Annotated in this window: 3 protein-coding genes, 3 tRNA genes and 1 pseudogene; 4 read left to right on the top strand and 3 right to left on the bottom strand. The window is 43.5% G+C overall.

Annotation, left to right across the window (positions count from 1 at the left end):
* Positions 1–632: 632 nt before the first annotated feature.
* Entirely contained in the window at positions 633–6,650 is a 6,018-nt protein-coding gene (locus ACFQ2O_RS16700; protein WP_377530329.1) for a lectin-like domain-containing protein, read from the top strand.
* A 415-nt stretch (positions 6,651–7,065) separates the two neighbouring features.
* Here ACFQ2O_RS16700 and ACFQ2O_RS16695 read toward each other — a convergent pair whose 3' ends face one another.
* Together ACFQ2O_RS16695 and ACFQ2O_RS16690 are read right to left on the bottom strand one after the other, a co-directional pair.
* Positions 7,066–8,016: an aerotolerance protein gene (locus tag ACFQ2O_RS16695; protein WP_377530325.1), complete on the bottom strand. Its 951-nt coding sequence runs from the start codon at positions 8,014–8,016 to the stop codon at positions 7,066–7,068.
* Positions 8,013–8,984 (bottom strand): VWA domain-containing protein, encoded by a 972-nt coding sequence (locus tag ACFQ2O_RS16690; RefSeq protein WP_377530323.1) that lies wholly within the window; start codon positions 8,982–8,984, stop codon positions 8,013–8,015. Before ACFQ2O_RS16690 ends, ACFQ2O_RS16695 begins: the two co-directional genes overlap by 4 nt.
* Positions 8,985–9,328: 344 nt before the next feature.
* Between ACFQ2O_RS16690 and ACFQ2O_RS16685 the strand changes: the two genes are divergently transcribed.
* The 3 genes from ACFQ2O_RS16685 to ACFQ2O_RS16675 all read left to right on the top strand — a co-directional run bounded on the left by ACFQ2O_RS16685 (position 9,329) and on the right by ACFQ2O_RS16675 (position 9,752).
* Positions 9,329–9,415: transfer RNA gene (locus ACFQ2O_RS16685), tRNA-Ser, on the top strand.
* A gap of 124 nt (positions 9,416–9,539) precedes the next feature.
* Positions 9,540–9,613 (top strand) — tRNA-Pro (locus tag ACFQ2O_RS16680).
* 65 nt (positions 9,614–9,678) lie between these two features.
* A tRNA-Arg gene (locus ACFQ2O_RS16675) sits at positions 9,679–9,752 on the top strand.
* 283 nt (positions 9,753–10,035) lie between these two features.
* Here ACFQ2O_RS16675 and ACFQ2O_RS16670 read toward each other — a convergent pair.
* A pseudogene (locus tag ACFQ2O_RS16670) lies at positions 10,036–10,158 on the bottom strand (twin-arginine translocation signal domain-containing protein); the annotation flags it as partial.
* Between the last annotated feature and the right edge of the window lie 89 nt (positions 10,159–10,247).

Raw genomic sequence — 10,247 nt, 5'->3', positions numbered from 1 at the left:
TATTTACCTCGAACAATTTTTTAATCACTTATTTTATCATGCTAACCACTACTTTTAGCCAAACCAAAAGGTATAGCATTCGCTTAGTTGCTTTGTTGCTGCTTTTCATGGCAGTAAATCCTGAATCATTTGCACAGGTGTGCGCCTCTCCGGGTAAGGATGGGGGGGGCTTACGCACAAGCCTGCTTATTCAACAGGTCTCACCAACAATATTTGCTGATGGTATCGGTGCGGGTTTAGTGATTGTTGCATCTATTGTAGTATTGCTCTTGTTTAGCATTGCTTTTAACAGGGCGGCTTCTGGTAAAGTTAAAGTAGTTAGTAGTATAAATAATTCTAAGTTAGCTCCTAAAAGATCTCGACAAATCTTGATTGCAGGGACATGTATGTTTTTGGGTTTTTTGTTTTTAGCTCCAGTAGAAACTAGTGCACAAACATCAAAATTAGCGTGTGAAGGTGAATCTGTGACTCATACATTTACATACTCAGGCTCAGCGGAATTAAGAAGTACGCAATGGCAGTATAGCCTTAACGGTGGTTCTAGCTATTCTAATATATCAGGAGCAACAAGCGCTTCTTACACATTTACTGCAAACTTGGCAGATGACAGTAAGTACTATAGAGTTAGATATGTGACAAGAACTTATAGCTGGTGGGGATGGCCTACTGATGATACAAATTACTCGCAGTATATTGTATTAACAGTTAACCCTACACCTGCCACTCCAAATAAAGTAGATGGAGTTCGTTGCGGTAGCGGTAATGTAACTTTAGGCGCTAACGGCTCCACTGGTTCTTACAGATGGTACAGTACTGAAACAAGCACTACAGTTCTCTCAACAAATAGTACATACTCACCTAATGTTTCTGTAACCAGAGACTACTGGGTTACTGCTGTTAACACTACAACTGGCTGCGAAAGCACTAGGGTTCGCGTAACAGCTACAGTTAACCCTAGCAATCCTGCCGTTTATTCAACAAATAATGTTTATGCGAAGGGGGCGCTTTCTAATGGTAAGGTAGTAGCTACTGTATCAGACCCTGATGGAACTATAACAGGAGCATCAGTAGGTAGTACAGCACTTCCAAGTTTTTTATCCTTAAATTCAGATGGGACTATAACAGTTAATACAGGTACACCTGTTGCTGGAACTTACAACAGAACCATCAAAGTTACTGATGCTAATGGTTGTAGCTCTGAGGTGCCTGTTACTATTGAGATTACAAACGACTTGTATCAGGCAAGTGGTAATGCTGTAAAAACTGATACAAACTGTTACCGCCTTACAACTGCTACAGGTAACCAACAGGGGCAGGTATGGAGCGCATATACAATTGACCTAAACAGTTCTTTTGAAATTACTTTTGACGCAAACTTCGGCAATAACGATGCTGGCGCCGATGGTATAGCTTTTGGTTTTCAGCGTGCTAACCCTTATCCTGCTTTTGCATCAGGAGCAATAGGGTTAGGGTTAGGTTTTCAAGGAATTACACCATCATTTGGGGTAGAATTTGATACTTACCAAAACGGCTCTGAACCAACATTCGACCATACAAACTTCTTTTGGAATGGTAATGTAACGAACTCATCAGCGGCAACTGCAACATCTACTGCACCTGTGCAGATGAGCAGTACTACAGTCAATGTAGAAGATGGTATTCCTCATACAGTTAAAATCATCTGGAACAGGGAAACTAATACCATGTCTGTATATTTTGATGGTGCTTTCCGAACTGAATATAAGGGAGATATAGTAGCAAGTATTTTTAGTAATAATGCTAATGTATACTTTGGCTACACAGCAAGTACAGGTGCATCAGTAAACCAGCACTCAGTTTGTGAGATAAAGTTTAATGCCTACCCTGTTATCAACTCAAATGGAGGAGGAGCTACGGCGTCTATTTCAGTACCAGAAAATTCAACAGCAGTTACTACTGTCACCTCTACTGATCAGGAGAATAATGCCCGTACCTATAGTATAATAGGCGGAGCAGATGCTGCAAAATTTAATATCACAAGCACAGGTGTCCTGACATTTAAAAGTGCCCCAAATTTTGAAGCCCCAGGATCAGCGGGAGGAACAAACACCTACCTTGTTACAGTACGAGTTACGGAGACTGGTTCTGCTACAAGCTATGATGAGCAGGCAATTACAGTAAATGTTACCAATGTGAACGAGGCTCCTTCTACCCCTACAGACATAAACGCTGCCGCAAACACAGTTGCTGAAAATGCTGCTACCGGAACACTTGTAGGCATAACAGCAAGATCTACTGATCCGGATGGAGGTACTATATCTTACGCTCTTACCAATGATGCCGGAGGGCGTTTTTCCATCAATAGCACGTCTGGTGTGGTAACAGTTGCTAATGGCGCACTTTTAGATTTTGAGAGTGCTACTTCGCACTCCATCACAGTGCGTGCTTCGGATGGGGTGGTATTCTCTGCCACACAAAATTTTACCATCAATGTAACGAACGTAAACGAGGCTCCTGTTATCACCTCTAATGGAGGTAGCGCTACTGCAGCAACAACTATCGCTGAGAATACCACAGCAGTGACTACTGTTACAGCCACAGATGTAGATGCTACTACTACGCTCACTTATACTATCTCAGGTGGGGCTGATGTAGGCAAATTCAGCATCAATCCATCAACAGGATTGCTAACATTTATTACCGCCCCTGATTATGAAAATCCAACCGACTCGGATAGAAATAACAGCTATTTAGTTACTGTAAGAGTTACTGACAATGGTTCACCAACTCTATTTAAAGAGCAGGCAATTACTGTAAATGTTACCAATGTGAACGAGGCTCCTGTAGCTATAAATGTTGCTCATTCTACTCCAATTATCAATACAGCTGCTTTTGAAAACCTGGACGGAATTTTGACTGCTACAGATCCGGATGGTGAGCACCCCTTGACCTTCAGGTTATCAAACTTGCCTTCGACTGCTATTGGTGTTTTAAGAGTAAATGGTGTAAATGCCAATACTACAACGGATTATCCGTGGGCTGATAGGTACAAATTAACTTTTGACCCGGTTAATACGGCTATAGCAGATGTAGTATTTAATTATACTGTTAAGGACGCAGGAGGTTTAACAAGTAACAGCGCTACCTATACTATACCGCTTAACGATTACCCTAGATCGCTTAGTAAAACAAATACAAATACGTTAAGTAACGGAGCTGCAGCTACTTCTATTGATGCTCTAACAGCATCTGATAGTGATGGTACTATACAAGAGTTTAGAATCTCAGTATTACCAACACCAGAGCAGGGTTTACTTTATATTAACGGAGAAGCGGCCACTACAAGCAAATATTACAACTGGTTAGCTTACAGTAATAAGCTAACATTTGATCCTGCCAGCCCAAATACGGCAGATGCAACGTTTAGATTTACAGTTGTAGACAGCGAAAATGGTGAAACGCCTGATGTACATGCAGGCACCATCACTATTCCAATCAATGGCGAACCTATTGCAGTTGCTGTTACCAACTACCCGACTATACCAAGCACAGCCGATGCAACGCTTCTTAAACAGCTAGAAGGAAATGATGGCGAAAATCCAGCAGGTGCTCCAAGCTTCTTTAAAGTAATGACTAAAACTGGGCAAGGTGCGCTTATGGTTGATGGACAGGCGGTGGCCTTGAATACGCCTTATGCCTGGAGCATGAGAGACAGGTTAGCCTACGACCCATTAGATGCAGAAACTGCGGATGCATCGTTTGCCTTTACTGTATCTGACAGCGAAGGTGCCTGGGATGCAACACCGGCCACTTATATAATATCACTTAAAAATAACGCACGTCCGGAAACGAAAGACTTTACAACGCAAACGCTGTTGAATACAGCGAATGTTAGCAGCCTGACTATACCTGTGACAGCATTTCCTACTGATGCAGATGGTTCTATTGCTTACGTTAAATTTTTAGAGGTACCAGTCGATGCACAAGGGGTACTAAGAGTAAATGGTAGAATTGTTGAGGCAGGGCAAATTTATACATTTACAAGTCTGCCTTCAATAACCTTTGACCCGGCTGAAGAAAACCTGGCAGATGTATACATTAAGTATACAGTAATTGACAACGATGGTGCCGAAGACCTAACACCGGCTACCATCACCATTCCAATTAATGGCGAGCCAATAGCCGAAGATGTAATGCATAGCCCGGCTATTGTAAGCACAGCTGATGCTACGCTTCTAAATCCGCTTAGAGGTAATGACGGTGAAGTTCCTGCAGGAATCCCTGATTTTTTCCGTATTGCCACGATGCCTGCGTCTGGCACTTTAACAGTAGATAATCAGACAGTAGCTGAAGGCCAAGCCTACAGCTGGGACTTGCACAACACTTTGAAGTATGACCCACTAGATGCAACAGCCACAGGAAACATCACCTTTACTTACTCGGTAGCAGACAGCGATAAAGCCTGGGATGCTACTCCGGCTACTTACACTATACCTGTAACTAATAATCGACGTCCAATAGCTAGAAACATCACTTTCACAAAGATGTTAAACACCGACGGACCAAAGGTGCTTACTATTACTAATGGTATTTATCCAGACGATGAAGATCTCAATACACTAAAGTTTAAGTTCTTATCCGTTCCTACTGCCAATCAGGGAACTTTATCTGTGGGGGGAGTAAGTTTAGCAGTTGGGCCAGAATATGGCGTGAACACCTTCTTGCTAACAAACACCTTTGACCCTGCTTTTGCCAATTTAGATGATGTTGTACTAAGTTATACTGTTACAGACAAGTATGGTGCAGTAAGCGAGGTTGCCACCATCACCATCCCGATTAACGGAGAGCCGATAGCAGAAAATGTGCGTAACTCTAAAACAATTTCTACTTCTGCCCCAAAAACTGCAATTGATCCGGTTAAAGGTGCTGATGCCGAAGCTGCTAACAGCCTGGCACAGTTTCGGTTTTCAAGCCTGCCACCAGAATCTCAAGGTATAGTGTATGTAGGTGATAATAAGGCAGAGCTTAATAAAGACTACTCCTGGTTAACATTAAGAGGCGCCATCTACTTCGATCCTGCTTATGGCAATGAGAATGACGTAGTGTTTACCTATACCGTTAAAGATACCGAAGGAGCTGTAGATGCCACTCCAGCCACCTATACCATTCCAGTAATGCTGGATTATGATGTAGATGGGGTTGCTGATGTGGATGACCTGGATGACGACAACGACGGTATTCCGGATTTAGTAGAATCAGGTGGTATTGACCCTTCTGCTGACCATGACAAGGATGGGATACCTAACTATAAAGATGCGGATTTCTGCGTGTTAAATGCCAAAGGTGTTTGTGCAAACCTTGATAAAGACGGTGACGGTATTATCAACTCTTTTGATCTGGACTCTGATGGTGATGGTATAACGGATGTGATAGAAGCACATAGCGGAAAAGCTCCCACTCAGTACGACCCAAGCACAGGTAGATTGACAAGTATTGTAGGTACAAACGGTATTCCTGGCTCTGTCGGAATAACTCCAGACAAAATACCAGACACTGACGGTGATGGTATTCCTGACTACCTGGATATTGATTCTGATAACGACGGCATATTGGACAACCTGGAAGCACAGGCAAAAGACGCTGTAAGAAAATTGCCTTCTGGTTTGGATGCCGACAGAGATGGTATAGATGATAACTACGATGCGAGCTGTGGTTGTGGCACAAATGGAGTGGCTATCACGCCTGTTGACTCAGAAGGTGATAGTATTACTGATTACCTGGATACTGATAGCGATAATGACGGAAAGTCTGACTTTGAAGAGGCATATGACTTGAATAAGGATGGTTTATCTATTGATGATGTGTTAGCCATGGCTGCTGATTTTAGAGCAAGAGCTGGAGCATCGGCAGACTTCTACCCAGCCCCTGTAAAAGAAGGTATCAATCCAAAATGGCTGGAAACCATAGCTGCCGGTAGCCGCATACTCAACTTCCAGGTGTTTGGTAACCTCTACTATCATGACTCAGATGGTGATGGCCTGATAGACCTGTTTGATACCGATAGCTTTGGGTTTGATAGATCAACTGATATCAATCCTGCCTTCCGAGATAAAGATGTTATCACACCACTGCCAGTTACGCTTATTAACTTGGCTGCTACAGCACAAAAAGGCGGGGTGATGATAAACTGGGCAACTGCCTCTGAGCTGAATAACGACTACTTTATAGTAGAACGCAGCCAGGACGGACGCAGCTTTGCAACCGTTGGTAAGGTGAAAGGCGCAGGTAACAGCAATGTACGCCTTGACTATAACCTGTTAGATAAAAATGCTCCTACTGGTGTCATCTACTACCGTTTGAAGCAAGTAGACCTGGATGGCAAGGTGACGTACAGCAAAGTGGTTTCTGTGCAGATAAATGAGAAAGCTGCATCGCTGATCATGCTGTTCCCGAACCCGACTACTGGCACACTTAATTTAGATCTGACATCACTTGTTGAAGCTACCTTTGTTGTGCGCATCATTAGCATGGATGGACGTGTTGTAAGAGAAACGAAAGTAACAGGAGGTCAGGTGCTGCAACTGGATGTTACAGACTTGTCAGTAGCTAAATATGTGTTGCAGTTGCAAGGAGGTCGTACTGTTGAAACGTTGACCTTTATGAAGCAATAATCACTGCATCAGTAAATGAAAAAGCCTCTGCATTAGCAGAGGCTTTTTTTTTGAAAAAACTTCTTGTGTCGTCAAGCCCGGCTTTAGCAGTTTTGATTTTGAATATTGACTTGCTTACATAGTATTTAAAAACTAGATACAGCTAAATCCCGCAAAAAATCATTTTGTTCAATCTTAGGAATTAAAGTTGTGCTGGGAGTATGGTAAAGTCTGTCTTTTGCACTGCAAAAGCCTGTAAAATAACCTTAATCGTGCTATAAAGCTCATAGCGCTGCCGCTTCTTTGCCAGAACCTATAATAGGCAGCTTTCGCTTATAAGATTGAATGTTAAACAGGATTTAATAAAACGACAGCCCTTCAAGCGCTTGTCTCAAGTGTGTCAGTATTCTAATCAAAAAGGGATAAGGACGAGGTATTACCAATCCGGCTTTGCTGGGTCAGGCTTTCGGGTAGCTTTTTTAGGCAACTGCTGGATGTACTGTACCTCAGCGTTCCGCATGGCATCAAGCAGAAGCCTTGCCTTCTCAGGACTCATGTTGGCCTGTTGCAGCCTGGATCTTCGTGTTTGAGCTTGTAAATCCTCAGACGATGGAGCCTCTGCACTGCTGTTGCGCCTGGTGTTTCCATCAGGCGCGCTGTTCTGGTTCTGGCCTTTTGTGCTGCCAGGAGCTTCACCGGCGGCTTCCTCGCGTTCGCGGTTGCCTTGTAGATTTTCCAGTTCTCGGGCTCCCATTTTCTGCTGTTGTTCTCCCTTGGAGTCAGGTTCAGGTTGCTCTATCTCTTCTTGCTGTTCGCCCCGTTCGTCAGAGTTTTTCTTTGGCTGTGACTCCAGGTCTTCTTCAGCTGGTGGAGGTGCCTGTATACTGTCTGGAGCAGCCTCTGTTTCCTCGTCTGGTACAGGTAAGTCTTCTTCTGGCTGTACTGCTTCGGGGTGCAGCTCCAGGTATTTTTTCAGTAGTTCGTAGTTGTAGCGTGCCGCTTCATTTGTGGGTTCTATCACCAGAGCCTGCTTGTAAAGCGATAGTGCACGCTTATAGCTTTTCTGCTTGCTATAAATATTGCCGATTTGCAAGTGAGACAAAGCGCGAAGGTGGTGTGTAGGATGATCAGCCAAAAGCTGGTAAGCTGCCATCGCCTGTGAGTATAAGCCGGCTTGATAATAAGAATGAGCCAGGTTGAGACGAAGTTGATCATCTTCAACCTCCAAATCATTCAGAAGGTAAGTATAAGCAGCAATTGCCTCTATATACTCTTTGCGGGAATAAGCTGTGGCAGCATCCTTTGCATACTGGTTTATGCGAGAAATAGAGGTAATGCCGCCGCTGAAGAAGCTGATCAGAAGTATAGCGAGGAACAGGGGCTTCATATCCTGATAAGTTTAACGGTTATAAAAGCATCCAGCAAAATCAGCACCAGCGCCAGTACCAGAGGGTACACATATTTATTGGCTGTCACATCAATGGTTTTACTTTCGCGTAGCTCTCCTTCTATATTATTGATGGCATTAATCAACTTACTTACCTCGCTTACACGTTCGTTTATTTCAAAGTAAGCACCCCCGGTCAACTCTGCCAGTTGTACTAATGGCTCAGGGTTTAGCTTTGAGAGTACTGTCTGGCCCTCACTTGTTTTCTTAAAGCCTCTGTTATCTGGAATAGAGCTGCCTTCTACGGTTCCGATCCCTAACGTATAGACGCGGATATTCTGCTCCCTCAATTGTTCTGCCAACTGCTCTACTTGATTTCCGAAGTCTTCGCCATCGCTGATCAAGACCAGTACACGTGCTTTTTGCACGTCTGCCCCTGGGCTAACCTCCTGGCCTAGCTTCTCAAGTGTAAGTTGTAAGAGAGGGGCATAGTCGGTGCCGGAGTGGGGAAGTAAACTGGTGCGTAATGTCTGTGCATACAGTTGTAAAGCATTTTGATCATAAGTGAGAGGGCTTTGAATATAGGCTTCAGTAGAAAAAACCATCAAACCGATTCGATCAGAGTTGAAGCGGTTGATCAGGCGCATGGTCTCTACTTTCGCTTTCTCAAGGCGGGAAGGCTGCACATCTGTGGCATCCATTGATTTAGATAAATCTACGGCTATGTATAAATCCTTTCCGATGGTCTTGATTTCCTTTTTCATCGCGCCAAAGGAAGGCCCAAGTATAGCCACGATCAACAGACCAGTGTACAGGAGGCGCAGCACAAACTTAAACCAGACACCATGGGGCCGCTGCTTAAAAAATAGCGCCACCTTACGCACACGCAGCAGATAGCCCACGTACAGCACAACGAACAGTACGCCGAACAGGATCTCAAGTAAAGTAAGGGTTTGGTACCAGGTCATTTTTGGAGTAAGGCAAAAAAATAAATTGCTGTAAACAGCGATTGCCTCTAGTTACAAATATACTAAACTACCACTTACTAACATGCAGCCGCTGTACTTTGGTATATAGTAAGGGCTGAAAAGGTTATCAAAACCAGGCAGGAGCAGGATAATGGGGCAGGAGAGACGCTGCAGGTGAAAAATATTTTAAATAATTTATACTTGTCAAGTGTAGTAGTATCAGGAAGTTAGCCTTGATAGCGTAAGAATTGCTACATCTTTTGAATAGTTTTTTGCTGTTAGGTGTTGCGTTATTATAGGCGTTGTAGTATGTTTGCATACTCTTTAGCAGGAAGGGTAACCACGGAGAGGTGGGTGAGTGGCTGAAACCAGCAGTTTGCTAAACTGCCGTACTCGTAAGGGTACCGGGGGTTCGAATCCCCCCCTCTCCGCAGCAAGATGATGAAATAAAAAAAAGTTTAAAAAACTTTTGCAAATCAGAAATCTTCACTTAACTTTGCACCGCAATAAGGCAGAAAGGTTGTTAAAACAAGAAGCTTTAAAGCAAAAACAGTTCGGGGTGTAGCGTAGCCCGGTATCGCGCCACATTTGGGATGTGGAGGTCGTAGGTTCGAATCCTGCCACCCCGACTAAAAAATTTCGGAAGCAATTCCGAAATTTTTTGTTTAAGGGAAGTTCACTTTCCTTAATGAATGGTCTCGTAGCTCAGCTGGATAGAGCAACTGCCTTCTAAGCAGTAGGTCTTTGGTTCGAATCCAAACGGGATCACTTTTAAAAGCACTTATAAGGTAAAACTTGTAAGTGCTTTTTTTGTATGGGTGGCTTTCTTCCTGTTCTTCTCCGAAACGATTCTTGTTTAATAAAATGCCAACACTTCATGGGCTAGTAAAGGACTGCTATGTAAATAGCAGTATGTTACCGCTGTAGATGATTTTCGCATATGTAGATATTATTGGCTGAGTGCTTTGGCAGGGAAGGAAGCATCTCTAGAACCTTCTCTTGGGCTTGTACTCCTTATAATGCTGTTAATTTCTAGAGGTAAAGACCAAGGCTAAATAGGTCGGCAATGCTTGTTTGGCGGAAGGTAGACGCTTAAGCCTTTAACAAGTATGGAGGGCAGTAAAGAAGCGCCTGTAGCGGCAATAACAGAGTTGCGGATAAAGTTTCGGCGGCTTAGCCCGTTTAGTTTGCTTTTCCATGTTAGGACTGTTGATCTTGATCTGAAAGTAGCAGCGAACCTCTAATGCATATCATAATATCATG

Origin of the sequence: Pontibacter rugosus (assembly GCF_042678745.1) — a bacterium.
Lineage (GTDB): Bacteria > Bacteroidota > Bacteroidia > Cytophagales > Hymenobacteraceae > Pontibacter > Pontibacter rugosus.
This window is presented reverse-complemented; position numbering and strand designations above follow the sequence as displayed.

What these genes read in the sequence shown, in the direction of transcription:
- ACFQ2O_RS16695 (WP_377530325.1), bottom strand. Translation starts at nt 8,016, where the DNA reads ATGAAGCCCCTGTTCCTCGCTATACTTCTGATCAGCTTCTTCAGCGGC.
- ACFQ2O_RS16690 (WP_377530323.1), bottom strand. Translation starts at nt 8,984, where the DNA reads ATGACCTGGTACCAAACCCTTACTTTACTTGAGATCCTGTTCGGCGTA.